General features: G+C 38.3%; 18 protein-coding genes. 12 read left to right on the plus strand and 6 right to left on the minus strand.

Annotated features, from left to right (window positions below; genetic code table 11):
* Positions 1 to 8: 8 nt before the first annotated feature.
* The 5 genes from gyrB to dnaA all read right to left on the minus strand — a co-directional run bounded on the left by gyrB (position 9) and on the right by dnaA (position 6,195).
* Positions 9 to 1,955: a DNA topoisomerase (ATP-hydrolyzing) subunit B gene (gene gyrB, locus A5816_RS10935; RefSeq protein ID WP_010731693.1), complete on the minus strand. Its 1,947-nt coding sequence runs from the start codon at positions 1,953 to 1,955 to the stop codon at positions 9 to 11.
* Positions 1,952 to 3,076 carry a DNA replication/repair protein RecF gene (gene recF / locus A5816_RS10940; protein ID WP_002293126.1) on the minus strand — a complete coding sequence of 375 codons (1,125 nt, stop codon included), beginning with the start codon at positions 3,074 to 3,076 and terminating at the stop codon, positions 1,952 to 1,954. Before recF ends, gyrB begins: the two co-directional genes overlap by 4 nt.
* A complete protein-coding gene (gene yaaA / locus A5816_RS10945; protein ID WP_002293125.1) occupies positions 3,063 to 3,305 on the minus strand; it encodes a S4 domain-containing protein YaaA in 243 nt (80 codons plus the stop codon). Before yaaA ends, recF begins: the two co-directional genes overlap by 14 nt.
* Before the next feature lie 227 nt (positions 3,306 to 3,532).
* Positions 3,533 to 4,663 (minus strand): DNA polymerase III subunit beta, encoded by a 1,131-nt coding sequence (gene dnaN, locus A5816_RS10950; protein ID WP_002293124.1) that lies wholly within the window; start codon positions 4,661 to 4,663, stop codon positions 3,533 to 3,535.
* A gap of 197 nt (positions 4,664 to 4,860) precedes the next feature.
* Positions 4,861 to 6,195 (minus strand): chromosomal replication initiator protein DnaA, encoded by a 1,335-nt coding sequence (gene dnaA, locus A5816_RS10955; protein WP_086311326.1) that lies wholly within the window; start codon positions 6,193 to 6,195, stop codon positions 4,861 to 4,863.
* A 522-nt stretch (positions 6,196 to 6,717) separates the two neighbouring features.
* Here dnaA and rpmH point away from each other — a divergent pair.
* The 4 genes from rpmH (at position 6,718) to jag (ending at position 8,917) form a co-directional block, all read left to right on the plus strand.
* Positions 6,718 to 6,852, plus strand: a complete 135-nt coding sequence (gene rpmH / locus A5816_RS10965; protein WP_002293121.1) for a 50S ribosomal protein L34 — start codon at positions 6,718 to 6,720, stop codon at positions 6,850 to 6,852.
* Between the two features lie 117 nt (positions 6,853 to 6,969).
* Positions 6,970 to 7,326: a ribonuclease P protein component gene (rnpA, locus tag A5816_RS10970; RefSeq protein ID WP_002293120.1), complete on the plus strand. Its 357-nt coding sequence runs from the start codon at positions 6,970 to 6,972 to the stop codon at positions 7,324 to 7,326.
* A complete protein-coding gene (locus A5816_RS10975; protein WP_086311327.1) occupies positions 7,323 to 8,141 on the plus strand; it encodes a YidC/Oxa1 family membrane protein insertase in 819 nt (272 codons plus the stop codon). The genes rnpA and A5816_RS10975 overlap by 4 nt, the downstream gene beginning before the upstream one ends.
* Before the next feature lie 17 nt (positions 8,142 to 8,158).
* Complete coding sequence (gene jag / locus A5816_RS10980; RefSeq protein WP_002293118.1) at positions 8,159 to 8,917, plus strand: RNA-binding cell elongation regulator Jag/EloR; 759 nt, start codon at positions 8,159 to 8,161, stop codon at positions 8,915 to 8,917.
* A 169-nt stretch (positions 8,918 to 9,086) separates the two neighbouring features.
* On the opposite strand, the gene A5816_RS10985 is transcribed toward jag, so the two are convergent.
* Entirely contained in the window at positions 9,087 to 9,470 is a 384-nt protein-coding gene (locus A5816_RS10985) for a hypothetical protein (protein WP_179189716.1), read from the minus strand.
* Positions 9,471 to 9,642: 172 nt separating this feature from the next.
* Between A5816_RS10985 and A5816_RS10990 the strand changes: the two genes are divergently transcribed.
* The 8 genes from A5816_RS10990 to A5816_RS11025 all read left to right on the plus strand — a co-directional run bounded on the left by A5816_RS10990 (position 9,643) and on the right by A5816_RS11025 (position 18,728).
* Complete coding sequence (locus A5816_RS10990) at positions 9,643 to 10,983, plus strand: hypothetical protein (protein ID WP_086311328.1); 1,341 nt, start codon at positions 9,643 to 9,645, stop codon at positions 10,981 to 10,983.
* A 142-nt stretch (positions 10,984 to 11,125) separates the two neighbouring features.
* Positions 11,126 to 12,409, plus strand: coding sequence for a hypothetical protein (locus tag A5816_RS10995; RefSeq protein WP_086311329.1), 1,284 nt, complete (start codon positions 11,126 to 11,128; stop codon positions 12,407 to 12,409).
* Between the two features lie 188 nt (positions 12,410 to 12,597).
* Positions 12,598 to 13,995 carry a tRNA uridine-5-carboxymethylaminomethyl(34) synthesis GTPase MnmE gene (mnmE, locus tag A5816_RS11000; protein ID WP_002315472.1) on the plus strand — a complete coding sequence of 466 codons (1,398 nt, stop codon included), beginning with the start codon at positions 12,598 to 12,600 and terminating at the stop codon, positions 13,993 to 13,995.
* Positions 13,996 to 14,011: 16 nt separating this feature from the next.
* Positions 14,012 to 15,913 carry a tRNA uridine-5-carboxymethylaminomethyl(34) synthesis enzyme MnmG gene (mnmG, locus tag A5816_RS11005; RefSeq protein ID WP_086311330.1) on the plus strand — a complete coding sequence of 634 codons (1,902 nt, stop codon included), beginning with the start codon at positions 14,012 to 14,014 and terminating at the stop codon, positions 15,911 to 15,913.
* 233 nt (positions 15,914 to 16,146) lie between these two features.
* Positions 16,147 to 16,860, plus strand: a complete 714-nt coding sequence (gene rsmG, locus A5816_RS11010; RefSeq protein WP_086311331.1) for a 16S rRNA (guanine(527)-N(7))-methyltransferase RsmG — start codon at positions 16,147 to 16,149, stop codon at positions 16,858 to 16,860.
* A gap of 11 nt (positions 16,861 to 16,871) precedes the next feature.
* Positions 16,872 to 17,639 carry a ParA family protein gene (locus A5816_RS11015; protein WP_002293108.1) on the plus strand — a complete coding sequence of 256 codons (768 nt, stop codon included), beginning with the start codon at positions 16,872 to 16,874 and terminating at the stop codon, positions 17,637 to 17,639.
* Entirely contained in the window at positions 17,626 to 18,516 is an 891-nt protein-coding gene (locus tag A5816_RS11020; RefSeq protein WP_002293107.1) for a ParB/RepB/Spo0J family partition protein, read from the plus strand. Before A5816_RS11015 ends, A5816_RS11020 begins: the two co-directional genes overlap by 14 nt.
* A 20-nt stretch (positions 18,517 to 18,536) precedes the next feature.
* Positions 18,537 to 18,728 carry a DUF951 domain-containing protein gene (locus A5816_RS11025; protein ID WP_002293106.1) on the plus strand — a complete coding sequence of 64 codons (192 nt, stop codon included), beginning with the start codon at positions 18,537 to 18,539 and terminating at the stop codon, positions 18,726 to 18,728.

Below are 18,728 nucleotides of genomic sequence, written 5' to 3' on the forward strand. Positions count from 1 at the left end.
CTTCATGATTAAATATCTAAGTTCTTCACGTAATGTGCATTTTCCTCAATGAATGCACGACGAGGCTCTACTCGATCCCCCATCAACATTTCAAATATCTGGTCTGCCGCAATAGCATCGTCCACGCTGACGCGGGCCATCATTCGATTACTTGGGTCCATAGTTGTTTCCCATAGTTGATGATCATCCATTTCTCCAAGTCCTTTATACCGCTGAACACTTGGTTTTGGTGAGGCAGGAAGTGAAGCAACGACTTGTTTCAATTCTTCTTCTGCATTCTTTCCTGGTTGTACATACGTGATATTCTTCCCTTGTTTTACCCCGTATAAAGGTGGCTGAGCAATATAGACATAACCAGCTTCAACAATTGGACGCATGTAACGGTAAAAAAGAGTCAGCAGCAATGTACGGATATGCGCACCATCGACATCGGCATCAGTCATGATCACTAATTTATGATAACGAGCTTTCGATACATCGAAATCTTCTCCAAACCCTGTACCCATAGCAGTAAATAAAGACCGGATCTCTTCATTTGCCAAGATCTTATCCATGCTTGCTTTTTCAACATTCAAGATTTTCCCACGAATAGGCAAGATGGCTTGAAATTCTCGATTACGACCTTGCTTAGCTGATCCGCCGGCCGAATCTCCTTCGACGATGAACAATTCGCATTTTTCAGGATCGTTGCTAGAGCAGTCTGCTAATTTTCCTGGCAGATTACTGATCTCTAAAGCACCTTTACGTCTCGTTACTTCACGCGCACGTTTCGCTGCTAGACGAGCTCTGGAAGCTAATAATCCTTTTTCAACGATTTGACGGCCCACACTTGGGTTTTCCAGCAAGAATTTCATGAAATGCTCGCTAAATAACCGATCAGTGACTGTCCGTACTTCGGAATTGCCCAATTTTGTTTTTGTTTGTCCTTCGAATTGAGGGTCAGGATGCTTGATAGAAATAACAGCTGTCAATCCTTCTCGCACGTCTTCACCAGTCAAGTTGTCATCATTTTCTTTCATCAGCTTTTGTTTTCGGGCATAATCATTGATCACACGAGTTAAAGCAGTCTTGAATCCTGATTCATGTGTTCCGCCTTCATACGTATGGATATTGTTGGCAAAACTCATGATATTGGAATGGTAGCCGTCTGTATATTGCATAGAGACTTCAACTGCGATATCTTGCTGCTCACCTTCCAAATATACAGGTTCTGGGAAAATCACGGTTTTGTTTGCATTCAAGTATTCGACATAACTTTTGATCCCGCCATCGTAATGGTATTCATTGATGACTGGTTCTTCTTCTCGTTTGTCCTCAATCGAGATATGCATTCCGCGGTTCAAGAAAGCTAGTTCACGGATACGGGTAGCCAATTTTGAAAAATCAAACTCAGTTGTCTCTGTAAAAATTTCAGGATCTGGCGTAAAATGAACCGTTGTTCCATGGCGATCCGTTTGTTCAATGATCTTTAAGTCGTCCACTACAGCTCCACGACGATACTCTTGATAGTACACATTTCCTTCTTTGTATACTTTGACATCAAGTTGCGTAGAAAGTGCGTTTACGACGGAAGATCCTACTCCATGAAGTCCACCGGAAACTTTGTATCCGCCACCGCCGAATTTTCCTCCAGCATGTAAAACAGTAAAGACCGTTTCAACTGCAGGACGTCCGGTTTTTGCTTGGATATCCACGGGTATCCCCCGTCCATCGTCAATAACAGTGATACTATTGTCTTTTTCTATAATCACATGGATTTTCGTTGCAAAACCTGCTAATACTTCATCGATCGAATTATCGACGATTTCCCAAACAAGGTGATGCAGACCTTCAGAACTAGTCGAACCGATATACATACCAGGTCGTTTACGAACGGCTTCAAGTCCTTCAAGTACTTGAATCTGACTGGCATCATATTCTTTAGCGCGTTCTACTAAACTTCTTTCTTCTGTCATTCAGTTTCTTCTCCTTTTAGTTTCCCTTGTCGAACATAAAAAATCTCAGGTTCAACAGTCATTTTATTTTTTACATGGTCAAGTGTCGTCGTTGTTAAGAACGTTTGAACTTTTCCTTCAATTGTTTCCAGCAGATGGAGCTGACGATTATCATCCAGCTCGCTCATCACATCATCTAATAAGAGGATCGGATACTCCCCTGTCTCTTCTTTAATCAAATCAATTTCTGCTAATTTGACACTTAGAGCAGTCGTTCTTTGCTGTCCTTGCGATCCATAAGTCTGCACGTTTTTCTGATTAATAAAAAAGGAAAGATCGTCACGATGAGGACCAACTGTCGTCGTTCCCCGAAAAAGGTCTTTCTTTTTGTTTTGATTCAAAAGTGCGAGAAATTGTTCTTGGATTTGTTCTTGCGTATGTGTTTCTAAAGAATCGACTGCGGTGAGATACTCGATTTCCAGCTGCTCTTTGTGATGTGTGATTTGCTGATGTAAAGAATTAGCCCAAAACTCCAATCGCTTGATGAACTGTGCTCTTGCTTTCAATACTTTGCTGCCAAACGCTGCTAGTTGTTCGGACAAAATATCCAAATAAAGCAAATCAGTTTGTTTTTTTTCATTCAATTGCTTCAAATACTGGTTTCTTTGCTTCAAAATCGCTTGGTATTGGACAAGATCATAAAGATAAATTGGATTGATCTGACCTAATTCCATATCTAAAAATTTCCGCCTGATCTGCGGGCTGCCTTTTACTAACGAAAGATCCTCTGGTGCAAATAAAATGACATTCATTTGTCCCACGTAAGTACTTAACTTTTTTTGTTCGATATGGTTGATCTTGGTTTTTCGGCCTTTTTTAGATAATAAGATTTCTAATGGGAGAGTGGATGAACCTTTTGTGATCTCTCCTTGGATCATTGCCTGATCGTCATTCCAACCAATCAATTCCTGCTCACTACTTGTCCGATGGCTTCGCGTCATAGCCAATACATAGATACTTTCCAAAAGATTCGTTTTTCCCTGCGCATTTTCACCTAAAAAAATGACCAGATTCTTGGAAAATTCGATGTTCAGCTCTTCGTAATTTCGATAATTTTTTAAATACAGCTTATTCAGCCTCATTATCGTCGTTTCCTTTTTTTACCATAAAAAAAGTTCCTACTTCTGGAACTTCAACCATCATACCGGGATAAAGCTTGCGTCCACGACGATTTTCCGGCTCGCCATCGACTAACACAGTGTTTTCTGCCAAATACCATTTTGCTTGTCCGCCACTACCGATAACGGTGGCTTCTTTCAGCATTTGACCCAACGTCATGAATTCCGTATTTAGAATGACTTGTTGTTTCAATGTCCATCCCTCATTTTCATTATTAAAAGTATACTCTATTATACCTTTTTTTCCGCAATAAAACAAATTTATCCATATATTTTTCCATATAAGACGATTTAATCTAAAAAAGGTGATTTAAACAAAAATAAACAGAAAGCCTTAAAAGAGATTTTAGGGCCTTCTGTTTAAATTTTATTTTTTCTAATTCTTTTCAATTAAATTTTCAATATCTATGAAAATCTTTGTTAATTTGTACGTACAGGAGTAATCAATTGGATAAATTGAACGCCATCTTCCGTTGGTTCCAACGTGAATGGTCGAATAGCGGAAATAAATTTTACTTTGATACTCATATCTCCAAATGCACGCAACGCTGCTTTCATATAATCCGGATTGAAAGAAATCTCCAATGGATCGCCACTGCTTGCTGTATAGCTCAAGCTTTCTTCTACTTTCCCGATTTCTGGAGAATTTCCGTATAAAACAACCGCATCTGGACGAATGGATAGACGAACGATATTGTTGCGACCTTCATGAGAAAGTAAAGAAGCACGTTCGATTGCCGCTAGAAAACTAGGAACAGAAAATTCGACCTCTGTATTAAAGCTTGATGGGATCAAACGATTGGTATCAGGATAGTTTCCTTCTAACAAGCGGGAATAGAAATACATTGTTTCCGTTTTGAACAAGACTTGGTTTTCCATAATGCTGATTTCGACGATTTCTTCTTCATTTGTCAGCGAGCGAGACAATTCGATCAAACTTTTCCCAGGAATAACAATATCAAAATGATCAGCCGTTTGTTCTACTGGGATCACCCGTTGACTTAGACGGTGAGAGTCAGTAGCTACAGCCAATAAAGAATGATCAGATAAAATAAAATGCACACCGGTCAAGATCGGACGACTCTCATGCTGCGACACAGCAAAAACTGTTTCGTTGATTAGTTTAGTCAATACGTGTACTGGTAATTTCATCTGGTTATGACTTTCGACAACAGGAAGATGAGGATAATTATCTGCATCTAATCCATTCACGATAAAATTCGCTTTTCCAGAAGTGATCGCTACTTGTTTATTTTCTAATACTTCTAAAGTAAATGTTTCTTCAGGAAGTCTTCGAATGATTTCGCTAAAGAAACGAGCTTGTAAAACAATTGATCCGGTAGATTCGATTTGCATATTTGCTTTTTCGTTTTCAACAGACAAAAAAGTTTCAATTGATATATCAGCGTTGCTCCCCGTCAAAGTCAAACCTTCTTGTGTCAGTGTGATTTTTACACCTGTCAAAATAGGGATAGTGGTTTTGCTTGAAATAGCTCGTTGAACAGTTTGCAATTCCTGCATAAAGCTAGCTCGGTTTAAAGTAACTTTCATGATGTATCTCCTTTGAATGTTTGTTTATTTATTATTAGTTAAAAAGAATAATAAAAGTAATAGGGCATGTTGATTCTGTGGAAAACTCAAAAAACGTAAGAGAGAAACGAAAAAACAGCTGTGGAAAAAGTGTGTATAACTTTTGCTTGTTTTTTTCTTTTATCCACATGCTATTTTCAGTTGGTAGAATCGACAAATTAATTTAGTAAAAAGTTTTTGATTTCTGATACTTCATTTTGCATGCTGACACTAGAATCCATCAGCTGCTGGATTTTCTCATGGGCATGAATAACCGTTGTATGATCCTTGCCGCCGAATTCAGCTCCAATTTTCGGTAAAGAATTATCTGTGAGCTCACGTGCCAAGTACATAGCGATTTGTCTAGGAACAACAATAGATTTGACGCGTTTCTTTCCTTTGAGATCTTTCAATTGGATGTGATAATACTTTGCCACTTCTTCTTGGATCTGCAAAATCGACAATTGAGGATGTCCTTTTCCTGATTTTAACGTTTTCAGCGCATCTGCAGCTAGACTAGTCGAAATATCTTCACTATTCATTGCAGCAAAAGCCTGTACTCGAACAAGTGCCCCTTCTAATTCACGAATATTAGAATCAATTTGTCCTGCGATATAGCTCAGCGTGTCATCTGGGATCTCTAGACGTTCAGCTGCCGCTTTTTTACGCAAAATCGCTGTTCTTGTTTCAAGATCCGGTGGCGTAATATCAACAGATAGCCCCCATGCAAAGCGAGAAACAAGGCGTTCTTGTAGTTTCGGAATCTCGTTTGGCAACCGATCACTGGTTAGAACGATTTGTTTACCTTCATTGTACAAGGCATTGAAAGTATGGAAAAACTCCTCTTGCGTAGCTTCTTTTTCTGCGAAAAATTGAATATCATCTACTAATAGTAAATCAACATTTCGATATTCTTGACGGAATTCTTCTGCTGTTTTGTTTTGGATCGAATTGATGAAATCATTAGCAAAAGTTTCACTGCTTACATATTTTACTTTGGCATTAGGCTGACTTTGTAGCATTTGATGACCGATTGCATGCATCAAGTGAGTCTTACCAAGTCCTACGCCTCCATAAAAGAAGAGCGGGTTATAAATAGAACCTGGATCTTCTGCTACAACGAGCGCTGCTGCATGAGCCATCTGGTTTCCTTTACCAATGACAAACGTATCAAAGGTATATTTAGGATTCAGCATGGCTTTTTTTAGCGGACTAGGTGCCGCAACTTTTGGATTTTTTTCTTCTACAACTTCTTCTTGCTCTGCTTCTTCGCCAGTAATAAAGCGAGGGATAATCTCATTTCCTGATAACATATAACCGACTTCAACGATTTTTGTTGCCAGGTTTTTTTCCCAATATTCTTTATGAATCTTGCTAGGAACCTCAACAACGAGCTGGTTTTGTTCAAGAGTTCGAGGGTTCGCTGTTTCAATCCATGTATTATAGCTAGCAGGCGATAAATCCTTTTGGTATGTTGCTTTTAATTCATTCCATAAAGCATCGAGGGATACCATATAAGGCCTCCTCCTTCATTAAAAAGTGAATAACTAGTACTAATTTAGCATTTTTTTCAATAGTTTTCCACAGAAACCGAAGAAAAAAATTTTTTAATTACAATTATCCACATAATCGACAAATAAAAAAAAGAGAAAAACACAGCTGTCAAAAAAAGTTTTCCACACCACTAATGCACAGGTGGACAACTTGTAAAAACCACTAGATTTCCTCCTATACCTGTGGATAACAAATGTATATTTATCAATAGTTTAGGGACGAAATGCACAGGAAAATGCTTGGTTGTGGATTACTTTTTTTACACGTGTGTTTTCTGTGTAAAAGTGCCTCGTTATTATTTGTGGATAATTCCTGTGCATAACTTTTTCCACATGGGATTCCCATAGAAAAAAATAATCTTGTGGATAAGTTTTGACAATCGATCTTCTATTTTATATTGACAAAATCACTACTTTGTCGTTATACTATCAAAGTATGTCTGTGTTTATAAAATAGATAAGAACATTTTGGAGGTGGAATATATGAAAAGAACATACCAACCAAATAAACGTAAACGTCAAAAAGTTCACGGATTCCGTAAACGTATGAGTACTAAAAATGGACGTCGTGTGTTAGCTAGCCGTCGTCGTAAAGGAAGAAAAGTTCTTTCAGCTTAGGCCACTGGGGTTTCAGTGGTTTTTTTTATACTCTTTTTTAGGGAAATGATGAAAGGACAATCGTAATTATGGTATGATTATGAGCGTAAGTGAGAGATAGAAAAGGAAAGAAAACTAATGAGAAAAGCGTATCGAGTAAAAAAAGAACGAGAGTTTCAAGCCGTGTTTCATACGGGAGATTCTTTTGCTAACCGCAAATTCGTCGTTTACCGTTTGAAAAAACCGGGACAGCCTCATTTTCGAGTTGGTTTATCTGTAGGAAAAAAGGTCGGCAACGCGGTAAGCCGCAATGAAGTCAAACGAAAAATCCGAGCAGCAGTTTATTCTATAAAAGAAGAGATTGATCCGGAGTTGGATTTTATTGTGATTGCTAGACCAAGTGTGAAGGGGCTGACTTATGATGAGGTTCGCTCCAATTTAGTCCACGTCTTAAAACTTGCAAAAATAATCGACAGAGAGGAAAAGAGTAAGTGAAGAAATACAAACGTTTACTTTTGATGGCCGGTATCGTTAGTTTGGTCATCGTCTTATCCGGTTGCGGAACTGGGGAAGTCAGCGCACAAAGTACAGGAATTTGGGATCGTTATATTGTTTATTACTTTGCTGAGGCAATCAAGGCGTTGTCATTTGGTAATGCAGGAATAGGGATCATTTTATTTACATTAATCATCCGTGTGATCTTGTTGCCGCTGATGCATTTCCAAACAAAGAGCATGCGTAAGACACAAGAATTACAACCGAAATTAAAAGCACTGCAACAACAATATAGTTCAAGAGACCCAGAAACACAAAGTAAATTAAGAGAAGAGCAACAGCGTTTATATGCGGAAAATGGAGTCAATCCATATGCTGGTTGTCTTCCTTTATTGGTACAAATGCCAATCTTGATGGCGTTATGGCAATCTATTTCCCGTGTACCTGAGTTGAAACAAGGCCATTTCTTATGGTTGAACTTAGGGAACGCGGATCCAACATTTATCTTGCCGATTCTAGCAGCAATCTTTACTTTTGCAAGTACGTATTTATCTAGCATGAGTCAAATTGAATCGAATGCATCAATGAAGATCATGAATTTCGTGATGCCTGTAATGATTTTAGTGATGGGTGTCAATTTAGCCAGCGGTCTTTCATTATACTGGGTGGTTTCCAATGCCTTCCAAGTTGTACAAACGCTGCTGATCAACAATCCTTTCAAAATTCGAAAAGAACGGGAAGAAGAAGCACGTAAAATCCGCGAAAGAGAACGTGCGTTGAAGAAAGCAATGAGTCCTAAGAAAAAACGGAAATAATAGGGGAGGGAATGCTAATGCCGATTTATGAAGCTGCAACAATAGATGAAGCTGTCCAACTAGGTCTAGCTGATTTGGGTTTGGCCAAAGACCAAGTTGAAATCGAAATACTGGAAGAAGGAAAAAAAGGTTTCCTAGGAATGGGCCGAAAAAATGCACGGCTTTCGATCCAGCCAAGTATCAGTGAAAAAATTTCTGAAACAGTAGAACAGACGGTAGAAGAGATTTTAGAAGAAGAACCAACAGCTGAGATCGAGGTAGTCAACGAAACGATTCTTGAAGAAAAAACAGAAGAAGTAAGTGAGCTAGGTGATGAAGCAGCTTTAACGGAATTGGCAGTCTATCTTACTGAAATTTCAAAACAGCTTGATGCTCCAGCTCTTGTCAAAATGGAAAGAGAATCCAATAATATGGTCGTTTTCCATTTAGAAACACAAAAGCAAGGGTTACTGATTGGGAAACATGGAAAAACGCTGAATGCATTGCAATATCTGGCACAAGTCTTCATCCATCGTTTAGCAAGAAATAAGCTATCTGTAGTGGTCAATGTAGGCAATTATCGTGAAAAGCGTCAAGAGATCATTCAGCGTTTAGCTGATCGCACGGCTGAAAAAGTAAAACGGACAGGACAGCCTGTTTTCTTAGAACCAATGCCTGCCTTTGAACGTAAACAAATCCATGCTGCATTAAGTAAAGATGAACATGTAAAAACACATTCGGAAGGTGAGGAACCTTATCGTTACTTAGTAGTTGAACCTGCTAAAAAATATTATTGATTCCATTACTTTTTGAATAAATCACGTTGACAAAGTTTTTCAAACCAAGTATATTTTACTAGAAATCATTCTTATCAGAGTATACGATGAAGTAGTCACTAACTTTGATAGAAAAAAGCGGAACGAAACTGTTTTCAGTTTTGCTCCGCTTTTTTTGTGCCTATTTCATTTAACCAATCGTCGTTTGGATAAATTGGATCACTGTCCCATAAGCAAAAAGTTCCAGAAAATACTTTCCATCCCTATTTCTTTGCTGATACTCAAAATGACAGTTGATCACCGCGTTGGCACCATATTCAAGAACCTTCATCTTTAATTTCCTCTTCGTTGTCAAGAAAAGATCCTCTTTGGGAAAAGCTGGGTCAAACAAATCTGCTTCTAAGCATTCCACAACAAAAACGATATCGCGGACGATATATTTTTGATTGATATTTCCTGTAGATAAAACAACATCGTTGATCCGAGGATCACTTTCTTCTTTCAATGCATCAGAGTTGAACTGGCTCACTCCTTTTCTCCTTTCAAAAACAAATATTTTAGATAGCGCTCCCATTCTAGTTTACCGTTTTTATGAGGAAAGAAAAAGCATGAATAGAAGAGAAACAATTATTTCTTTATTTTGAAAAAGCTAGAAAATGTACAGAAACCACAGATGTTATAATTAACTGGGTATTTCGTAGTCTTAAAAGTTGTTTTAATTAATGATGGAAGGAAAGGTATATAGAATGAGTACATTGACTGAAAAACAAGTAGCAGATTTGATCCAATCAGCCAATCGGAAGCGAAATCGTTATTTAAAAAGTGATATCTATGCGCGGGATATGTGCAGTCTTCTTTTGCAAAATTGGAATATGCGCGACAATGATACTTTTTTAATAGAAAAGCCTCGTACAACTCCAACCATTGAATTTATGGCAATTTATCAGCAAATTCTCGATATTCATCCTGAAGAATTTGAAGGACGCGACATCAAAAAAATCAAAGAATCCATTCAAAAAAGTATTTACGGTTCTATCCATACCGAGTTGTTCAGTAACTATATCAATGAATTGAAAAATAATAATCAAGACAGCTTTTTAGTAGTACCCGTTTCATTTTACTTTCCAAGTTATCAATCTGCCGATTTAACAGGAAAATATGACGCTACAGTTATTATACAAAAACAAAACAATCAGATAAACGTGCAGATTTATGATAGAGTGCAAATAAGAGCGATTCGTCCAGATAAACATGCGAAGAAAAGAAGTGTTCATAAAAATTCATGGGTAAAGGAAGAACTAGCAAAATTAACTCCTATATACAGATATAGATATGAACTGAATGATGTCCAATCACTGGTTGACGTTTTACGTGTAGGAAGGAATCATCACAATTGGCGGGAAAAAGCAGATCCTTTTCCCAAATATAAGAAGAATTATTATATTTACAATAAATTAAGTAAGTGTGCAAAAATAGAAGGATATACCTCTCATGTAGGAACGATTCAATATGTAAAAAGTAACAGTGAAATCAAAAATATGAATGCGGCATTAAAATATGTGCTGGGAACAAAAACAGAAATTATGATCGACGGTAAAAAATTCTTTCAAACGAAATATAAAACGTTGACTACTGAACGATTAAATCACACAATAAATGAGCTGATGTTCACACATTTGAAAAAAATAGGCTATGGGCAAGCGACAGAAAATTTCATTAGAAATGCTTTTGAAGTCTATAAAGAAGCCAAAAGTCAGCGATCAACTCTTGATGTGATTGATAAAATAGCACATAAATCAGAATGGGGAGGAATCAATAAGAATAATCATTGGACTATCCCCACTGAAATTAGAAAATCCATCGACCATACGCTTTGTTTTTCTTATGGACTGCCTTCTAGCGAAAATAAACAGAAAAGTTGTTATCATTTAACGCCTGTTGAAATTTGCTCTGTCAAAATAAAGTGTACGGAATCTAGGCAACAACAACTACACAATATTATCCGAAGAATATCAGCTCCCTCGTTTAGTACGGTGGTTGAACGACAAAGAAGACAACAAGAACGTGGTGTTATAAGAGAAGTTTGATAAATAGGTCATTTTTCTTTTTAAAAGAAATGTTAAGATAGCGCTATTATATTTATTTAGTCTCCCTTTTTTGAAGAAAGATAAATTCTTGCTCCTACAGTATTGTTCATTTGGTAGAGAGAAAAGAAAGGAACGTTTAAAGATGGATCTTTTAGATGCAGCACAAGTAGAAAAGTTGATTCAATCGGCGGATAAAAAAAGAGAAAAGTACATAAATAGCGAAAAATATGTGTCAGAAATGTGCAGTGTGCTTTTACAAAATTGGAACATGATCGGAAATGATATTTTTTTTAAGACGAAACCCAGTACAAGCCCGACAATTGAATTTATGACCGTTTACCAACAAATTCTCAATGTTTACCCAGATGAATTCGAAGGTCGGGACATCAACAAAATCAAAGAATCCATTCAAAAAAGTATTTATGGTTCAATCCATACAAAATTATTTAAAAATTACATCAATGAGCTAGAGAATAATCATAAAGATAGTTTTTTAGTTGTACCAGTTTCGATGTTTTATAAAGAAAAATGGTATTCATGGTTCAAAAATGGTCATGGCGTCACTTTCATCATAAAAAAAGAGCAAGATCGTCTGAACGTAGAAGTTTATGATAAAGCACAAATAAGAATGCACTATCCTGATAAAAGGGCATTGAAAAAAAAGATTCAAGAAAAGCTGTGGTTCGATCAAGAGACCCTGAAAATCACCTCAATTTATGTCTATGAAGGAGTAGAGAAGAAAGGATTGGAAGAAGTGCTTAGGATAGGAAGGCAGCACCTTACCTTTAAAGAAAAAATCAATCCATTCGCTACAGCTAAAAGAACTTATCACATTTTAAACAAACTAAGTAACTGCACAGAAAAAGAATATAGTACGGCTCATATTGCTACCACTCAGTATGTTCAAGGAAACTGTGAAATAAATAATATGAATGCTTCTTTAAAATATATTTTGGGAACCAGAAAAGAAGTCACTATCCACGACAGAAACTTTTGGCAAACGAAATACAAAACGTTATCGACAGAAAAATTCAATTATGTAATGAATGAACTAATGATCATGCACTTGGAAAAATCGGGATATGGTAAAGAAGAAGTGAGAAATTTTATTTCAAAAGCCTATAATCATTATTTGGATAGAAAAAAAGAGCGAGAACAGCTTCCACTGGAGAATAAAAAAGTCTATAAAGTATTTTGGGGTGATAAATATAACAATGCAATTTGGACAATCCCATTTGTTCCTCGGAAAGAAGTAGTCCCTGAATCCCGTCACATAACAGGATCGGAAATCAAAGCGATAAGAAGCAGGTGTGATCGATTTGATCAAAAAAAAGTAGCCACACTGCGTAAAAACATTATTGATTCCAATTCAAAAATAAATCAAAGAGCACAAAGAGACATCCAAAGTCAATTAAATGTAAGGTAATGGAATCAGGTGAGGTACAACTTCATATAACTTGTTTTAAACACTTGATTCCTTATGGCAAGTGTGATAACCTATGACCAGAATTTAATCAAGAACAAGCAGTCAAAGTGCGAAGTTCACCGTTTATTATGCATAAAGGGTGGAGTGGGCACTTTTTTTGTGCGCAAAATGAAAAAGGAAGTGAAAAAATGGCTGAAATTACTTTAGAATTTGATACGATTGCGGCAATTTCTACCCCGCCTGGAGAAGGGGCAATCAGTATCGTTCGTTTAAGTGGCGATCAAGCTGTGCAACTAGCAGATAAAGTTTATCATTCTGGGAATAAACGACTATCAGAAGTACCAAGCCATACGATTCATTATGGACATATCGTTGATCCTAAGAGCGATCAGCTAGTCGATGAAGTCATGGTCTCTGTGATGAGAGCACCAAAGACATTTACGCGGGAAGATGTAGTAGAAATCAATTGTCACGGCGGGATCGTCGTAGTCAATCAAATTTTGCAGTTATTGTTAAGAGAAGGGGCAAGATTAGCTGAGCCAGGCGAATTCACAAAACGGGCATTCTTGAATGGTCGTGTTGATCTTTCACAGGCAGAAGCTGTGATGGATTTGATTCGGGCAAAAACAGACAAAGCAATGGGGTTAGCCCTTAATCAGTTAGACGGCAATCTGTCTGCTTTGATCCGCTCATTGAGACAAGAGATTTTAGAGACATTAGCACAAGTAGAAGTAAATATTGATTATCCGGAATATGACGACGTCGAAGAATTGACTACGAAGTTATTGCTTGAAAAAGCACAGATGATCCAACAAAGAATCCAAGCACTGCTTGCTACGTCCAAGCAAGGAAAGGTTCTGCGGGAAGGGTTAAGTACGGCGATCATCGGTCGGCCCAATGTCGGCAAATCAAGTTTGTTGAACCATTTGTTAAGAGAAGAAAAAGCCATCGTTACGGACATTGCAGGAACGACTCGAGATGTAATCGAAGAGTATGTCAATGTTCGGGGGGTACCGCTCAAGTTAATCGATACAGCTGGAATTCGGGAAACAGAAGATGTGGTGGAACGTATCGGGGTCGAAAGAAGCCGTAAAGCATTAGCAGAAGCAGACTTGATCTTACTTGTTCTAAACCAAAGCGAACCACTGACAGCAGAAGATGAACAATTACTGGAAGCGACAAGTGGATTGAAACGGATCATTCTTCTAAATAAAACAGATTTGCCAGCACAGTTGGAACAAGAAAAATTGAACAAATGGATCGAAAATGAACCAGTTTTTTCAATTTCCGTAGCTAAAAACGACGGACTAGATCGTTTGGAATCAGCTATTTCTGATTTATTCTTCAGCGGAGAAACAGGAGAAAGAGACGCTACTTATGTTTCCAATACCCGCCATATCGCATTGTTAGAAAAAGCTTCCCTGTCACTTGAAGAAGTCATTGCAGGTATTGATGCAGGAATGCCTGTGGATCTCGTTCAAATCGATATGACGCGTTGCTGGGACTATCTAGGAGAAGTGGTTGGCGACAGTGTACAAGATGAATTGATCACTCAATTATTCAGTCAATTTTGTTTAGGAAAATAAAAGGAGGAACAAACGATTGAAACATTATGAAGCAGATGCGTATGACGTAATCGTTGTCGGCGCAGGACATGCCGGTTCAGAAGCTGCACTTGCTGCTGCACGTATGGGCTCAAAAACGTTATTACTGACAATAAATTTGGATATGGTAGCATTCATGCCATGTAATCCTTCTGTAGGCGGACCAGCTAAAGGCGTTGTTGTTCGAGAAATCGATGCGCTAGGTGGAGAAATGGGTAAGAATATCGACAAAACTTATATCCAAATGCGTATGTTGAACACAGGAAAAGGTCCAGCTGTCCGAGCATTGCGAGCACAAGCAGACAAACATGCTTATTCAACAGAAATGAAACATACGATCGAAAAAGAACCAAATCTGACGCTAAGACAAGGAATCGTCGAAGAACTGATCGTCGAAGATGGTGTTTGTCATGGTGTAGTGACTTCCACAGGAGCGAGCTATCGGGCAAAAGCAGTTGTTATTACAGCCGGAACAGCACTTCGCGGAGAAATCATTATCGGTGAATTGAAATATTCATCAGGTCCGAATAACTCTCAACCTTCTATTGGACTAGCGAATCATCTAAAAGAACTTGGCTTTGCTATCGAACGGTTCAAAACAGGAACACCGCCTCGAGTAAAATCAAGTACGATCGATTATTCTGTTACAGAAGAACAACCTGGTGACAAAGAGCCGAATCATTTTAGTTTCGGCACACCAGATAGTGCCTATAAACTAGATCAGGAATCTTGCTGGCTGACCTATACAGGTGAGACGACTCACCAAATCATTCGAGACAACTTACATCGTGCCCCAATGTTTACAGGGATCGTTGAAGGGGTAGGTGCTCGCTATTGTCCATCCATCGAAGATAAGATCGTGCGTTTTGCAGACAAACCACGTCATCAACTATTTTTGGAACCAGAAGGCTTAAATACGGAAGAAGTCTATGTTCAAGGGTTATCCACTTCGTTACCAGAAGATGTCCAAGTCGACATGCTTCATTCCATCGCCGGTTTGGAAAAAGTAGAAATGATGCGTACAGGATATGCTATCGAATATGACGTAGTAGAACCACACCAACTCCGTCCGACATTAGAAACTAAAGTCGTTGAAAATCTTTATACAGCTGGACAAACAAATGGTACAAGCGGGTATGAAGAAGCGGCTGGACAGGGGCTGATTGCCGGTATCAATGCAGCTTTGAAAGTTCAAGGAAAAGAGCCTTTAGTGATCAAACGAAGTGATGGTTACATCGGTGTCATGATCGATGATTTGGTGACAAAAGGAACGAACGAACCTTACCGTTTGCTGACTTCACGTGCTGAATACCGTCTGCTTTTACGTCATGATAATGCAGATTTGCGATTGACAGAAATGGGTCACCGTGTGGGCTTAGTAAAAGAAGACCAATACAAGGCTTATTTAAAGAAAAAAGAAGCAGTTGAACAAGAAATCAAACGTTTAATGAATGTACGGATCAAACCAACAGAAGAAGTTCAAGCCTTTTTAGCGACGATTAATGCGGCACCTCTAAAAGATGGCGTACTAGCAAGCGACTTTTTAAGACGCCCTGAGATTACTTATGCAGATCTTCTACGGTTTATTCCAGAGAATGAAGAATTAACACGAAAAGAAATCGAACAAGTAGAAATCCAAATCAAATATGAAGGCTACATCAAAAAAGCCATGGAAAAAGTAGAAAAATTAAAACGCATGGAAGCGAAAAAGATTCCAGAAAACATCGACTACGCAGCAATCAACGGATTAGCAACAGAAGCAAAACAAAAATTGCAGAAAATCCAACCAGAAACGATTGCCCAAGCTAGCCGGATCAGCGGAGTAAATCCTGCAGATCTAAGCATCTTAATGGTCTATATCGAACAAGGGAAGATTGCGAAAGTCAGTGAACCAGCGTAATACGTAATAATAAATAGAAGAGAGAACCAGTTTTTGCAGAAATTGCTCAAAGCTAGTTCTCTCTTCTATGTATATTTTATGAGTGTCATAATAGAAAGAAAAAATCTATCGGCTTTTCTTACTTTTCAAATTTTTAAGAATCCATATGGAAGGATTGCATGTCTTGGAATTTTGCGTTAAAGTAGGGAGAGAATCTGTGAAACAATTGCTGTTTCACAATGAAAGGAATAATTATGATACCAGAAGAATTTCGCCAATCTTTGGCAGAAAAAGGGATAGAGCTTACCAATCATCAAATGGAACAATTTGCTATCTATTATCGGACATTAGTCGAATGGAACGAAAAAATGAATCTTACAGCCATTACGGATGAAAAAGACGTATACCTGAAGCATTTTTACGATTCACTTACGTTAGCATTTGAAGTAGACTTTACGCAACCTTTATCTTTATGCGATGTCGGTTCAGGGGCAGGGTTTCCTAGCATACCTTTAAAAATTGCCTTTCCCGAATTGCAGATAACGATTGTTGATTCTCTGAATAAACGAATAACTTTCTTGTCTGAACTAACTCGATTATTAGGAATCGATGCTTCTTTATATCATGACCGGGCAGAAACATTTGGACAAAATCCTCAATTTCGTGCATCATTTGACCTTGTCACTGCTCGTGCAGTTGCTCGTTTGAATGTGTTAGCAGAATTATGTTTGCCCTTGGCTAAACAAGAAGGCTATTTTTATGCATTGAAAGCAGCAAAAAGTGAAGAGGAACTGACAGAAGCAAAACAAGCGATTGCTTTATTAGGTGGTAAATTCCTCAAAGAAGAGGCAGTTACCTTGCCGAATGTCTCTGACCAACGGCATATTATCGTCATTCAAAAAAAGAAAATAACCCCAAAGAAATACCCAAGAAAGCCCGGTCTGCCTAATAAGCAGCCAATCAAATAGGAGGAGAAGAGATGGCACAAATAATATCTGTTGCGAACCAAAAAGGTGGCGTCGGCAAAACAACGACGACGGTAAATCTAGGTGCTTGTCTTGCCAGCCTTGGCAAAAAAGTATTGCTAGTGGATATGGATGCACAAGGAAATGCTACCAGTGGTGTCGGGATCAGAAAACCCGATGTGACAAAAGACATCTATGACGTTCTAGTCAATGAATTGCCAATTGATGAGGCGACGTTGATCACTGAACATGAAAATTTGAGTATTGTGCCTGCGACTCTCCAATTAGCAGGAGCAGAGATCGAATTGACATCAATGATGGCAAGAGAATCAAGATTAAAAGGATCTTTAGCAGAAGTCAGCAGCCAGTATGATTATATTTTGATCGACTGTCCGCCTTCTCTTGGCCATTTGACAATCAATTCATTTACAGCAAGTGATTCGATTTTGATACCTGTTCAGTGTGAATATTACGCATTGGAAGGATTAAGCCAATTACTGAATACGGTTCGTTTAGTCCAAAAGCACTTCAATCCAGAATTGGAAATAGAAGGTGTCTTGCTGACCATGTATGATGCACGAACAAATCTGGGAAATGAAGTCGTAGAAGAAGTACGCAAATACTTCCGCGAAAAAGTCTATGAAACAATCATCCCAAGAAATATTCGTTTATCAGAAGCACCTAGTCATGGAAAACCGATCATCGACTACGATCCACGTTCTCGGGGAGCTGAAGTCTACCAAGCATTGGCAAAGGAAGTGGTAAGTCGTGAAGAAAAGTAAAGGATTAGGTCGAGGAATCGATGCATTGTTTCAAGATTTAGAAAACTTAGAGACGGTGGATGTAAAAGATGATACCGTGGTCCAGTTGCCATTGAATGAGCTGCGTCCAAATCCGTATCAGCCTCGTAAGACATTTGAAGAAGTATCTTTGCAAGAACTAGCTAATTCTATTGAACAATCAGGCGTCTTCCAACCAATCATCGTACGCCGTTCTGCAGTAAAAGGATATGAGATCATCGCAGGGGAAAGACGTTTTCGAGCGTCCAAACTAGCTGAAAAAGAAACGATCCCTGCTATCGTCAGAGACTTTGACGAAGAAGCAATGATGCAAGTAGCCGTGTTGGAAAACCTGCAACGGGAAGATCTGAATCCATTAGAAGAAGCAGAAGCGTATGAAATGCTGATGAAAAATCTGAAACTGACACAAGCAGAAGTGGCTAGTCGTTTAGGAAAGAGCAGACCTTATATCGCCAATTATTTGCGCTTGCTTTCTTTACCAGATCTTGTTAAGGAAATGGTGCAAGATCAACGTTTATCTATGGGACAAGCTCGTACGCTGTTAGGCTTGAAAAACAAATCATTGATCTTGAAATTAGCCAATCGTGCAGTAACTGAAAATTTAACTGTCCGCCAACTGGAACAGATCGTTTCTGAGTTAAATCAAAACGATGGAAAAGAAAAGAAAAAAATCCCAAGGCTAGCAAAGGAAAAACCATATTATATCCGAGAAAGCGAAGATCGTTTGATGGATAAATTCGGTACGAGCGTAGCTATCCAAGAAAAAAACGGGAAAGGTAAGATCGAGATCGAATACCTTTCTCAAAAAGATTTGACACGAATTCTTGATATCTTGAATATTCAATTTGATGAAGAATAAACAAAAAGGAGGCTATTTTTATGTACGACTTGCACGATATCGTTGAAATGAAAAAACCTCACGCTTGCCAGACGAACCGTTGGGAAGTCATTCGAATGGGCGCAGATATCAAAATCAGATGTATGAATTGCGGACATATCGTCATGATGACCCGTCGAGATTTTGAAAAGAAATTAAAAAAAGTAATTGAAAAAAATGCAGAGAAAGAGTGA

It is taken from the genome of Enterococcus sp. 3G1_DIV0629 (genome assembly GCF_002141285.1).
In the GTDB taxonomy this organism is placed as follows: Bacteria; Bacillota; Bacilli; order Lactobacillales; family Enterococcaceae; genus Enterococcus_B; species Enterococcus_B lactis.

Bases quoted from the DNA above. Each gene is read 5' to 3' on its own strand.
- gyrB (WP_010731693.1), bottom strand. From the start codon at position 1,955: ATGACAGAAGAAAGAAGTTTAGTAGAACGCGCTAAAGAATATGATGCC.
- recF (WP_002293126.1), bottom strand. From the start codon at position 3,076: ATGAGGCTGAATAAGCTGTATTTAAAAAATTATCGAAATTACGAAGAG.
- dnaN (WP_002293124.1), bottom strand. From the start codon at position 4,663: ATGAAAGTTACTTTAAACCGAGCTAGCTTTATGCAGGAATTGCAAACT.
- dnaA (WP_086311326.1), bottom strand. From the start codon at position 6,195: ATGGTATCCCTCGATGCTTTATGGAATGAATTAAAAGCAACATACCAA.
- rpmH (WP_002293121.1), top strand. From the start codon at position 6,718: ATGAAAAGAACATACCAACCAAATAAACGTAAACGTCAAAAAGTTCAC.
- rnpA (WP_002293120.1), top strand. From the start codon at position 6,970: ATGAGAAAAGCGTATCGAGTAAAAAAAGAACGAGAGTTTCAAGCCGTG.
- jag (WP_002293118.1), top strand. From the start codon at position 8,159: ATGCCGATTTATGAAGCTGCAACAATAGATGAAGCTGTCCAACTAGGT.
- A5816_RS10985 (WP_179189716.1), bottom strand. From the start codon at position 9,470: ATGGGAGCGCTATCTAAAATATTTGTTTTTGAAAGGAGAAAAGGAGTG.
- A5816_RS10990 (WP_086311328.1), top strand. From the start codon at position 9,643: ATGAGTACATTGACTGAAAAACAAGTAGCAGATTTGATCCAATCAGCC.
- A5816_RS10995 (WP_086311329.1), top strand. From the start codon at position 11,126: ATGGATCTTTTAGATGCAGCACAAGTAGAAAAGTTGATTCAATCGGCG.
- mnmE (WP_002315472.1), top strand. From the start codon at position 12,598: ATGGCTGAAATTACTTTAGAATTTGATACGATTGCGGCAATTTCTACC.
- rsmG (WP_086311331.1), top strand. From the start codon at position 16,147: ATGATACCAGAAGAATTTCGCCAATCTTTGGCAGAAAAAGGGATAGAG.
- A5816_RS11015 (WP_002293108.1), top strand. From the start codon at position 16,872: ATGGCACAAATAATATCTGTTGCGAACCAAAAAGGTGGCGTCGGCAAA.
- A5816_RS11025 (WP_002293106.1), top strand. From the start codon at position 18,537: ATGTACGACTTGCACGATATCGTTGAAATGAAAAAACCTCACGCTTGC.